Origin of the sequence: Haloglomus irregulare (assembly GCF_007421925.1) — an archaeon.
Lineage (GTDB): Archaea > Halobacteriota > Halobacteria > Halobacteriales > Haloarculaceae > Haloglomus > Haloglomus irregulare.
Genome location: NZ_QMDX01000052.1, coordinates 1 through 1,194, shown reverse-complemented (window position 1 = coordinate 1,194; position 1,194 = coordinate 1). Strand labels below are relative to the sequence as shown.

1 protein-coding gene and 1 pseudogene are annotated in these 1,194 nt (G+C 75.3%); both read left to right on the top strand.

Annotation, left to right across the window (positions count from 1 at the left end; translation table 11 throughout):
* On the top strand, positions 1-766 hold a 766-nt coding region (locus DP107_RS19685; protein WP_394348562.1), incomplete at its 5' end, for an LVIVD repeat-containing protein.
* Positions 767-827: 61 nt separating this feature from the next.
* Positions 828-1,194 (top strand): annotated as a pseudogene (locus DP107_RS19680) (hypothetical protein); the annotation flags it as partial.

Here is a 1,194-nt window from a genome sequence, read left to right as displayed (position 1 = left end):
CGACCTGACGGTCCACGACGGCGTCGCCTACCTCGCCCACTGGGACGCCGGGACGGTCCTCCTCGACGTGAGCGACCCGAGCAGCCCGACCTTTCTGGCCCGGATCGGCGGCCGGAGCCCCGCCGAACTCGCCGCGTTCACCGGCGATGAGTCCCGGACCGCGGCGACGGAGCCGCCCGGCAACCACCACCACGCGGCGACGGACGGGGACGGGCTGCTCGGCGTCGGCGTCGAGTCCTGGGACGTGACTCCCGACGACGACGACGGGGGTGGCCCGGGCGCCATTACACTCTACGACGCCAGCGACCCCGGCGCGCCGGAGGAACTGGCCGTCATCGACCCGCCGCCGACCCCGGACCCGACGCTGGGCGGCGTCCCGACCACCTCGCACAACTTCGAGTTCCGTGGCGACCGGCTCTACACCTCCTGGTACCGGGGCGGCGTCCGGGTGTACGACGTGCGCGACCCGGTAGAGCCCGAACTCCTGGCGCGCTGGCGCGACTCCCACGGGACGGCGTTCTGGAACGCCGAGCCGGCCACGGACGGCGCCTTCGTCGCGCCGTCGTGGAAGGGCCGGGACGACGACGGCGGGTTCGTCCTCGACGCGGCGGCGCTCTACACCTTCCGCGACCCCGGTCCTCCGGCCGACGGGACGACCACCGCGACCGACGGGCAGTCGGGGCTGGGCCCGCTCGCCGGGGTGTCGGGACTCGCGGGGGCTGGCCTGGCCGCCCGGCGACTGCTGGGGCGGGACGACGGGGGCTGACCCGCCGCCCGCCACGACATCCGACCACAAGGCTTAGTCCCGCCCGCCGGTGAATGCGGGCGTGAACCGCCGGTCCTTCCTCCGTCGCAGTGCTGCGCTCCCGCCGGCCCTCGCCGTCGCCGGTGCGGCCCCTGTCTCGGCCCAGCCCGACGGGTCGGCGGCGCCGAGGGCAGCCCCCGACGGCTACGCGCCACTGGCCCAGCTCCGGGTTCCGGGGACGAAGGAGGGCGTCGTGAGCGCCGACGGCCGGACCGTCTTCCTCGCGGTCACCGACGGGTTCGCCGTCGTCGACTGCTCGGATCCGGCCGACCCCGTCGTCGTCCACGAGAACCGCGAACCCTGGGCCGGCGCGGGGAACGGCCGCCTCGAACAGGTGTACGACGTGAAGCTGGACCACGAGAACGACCTGCTCGCGGTGGTCGGGCCCG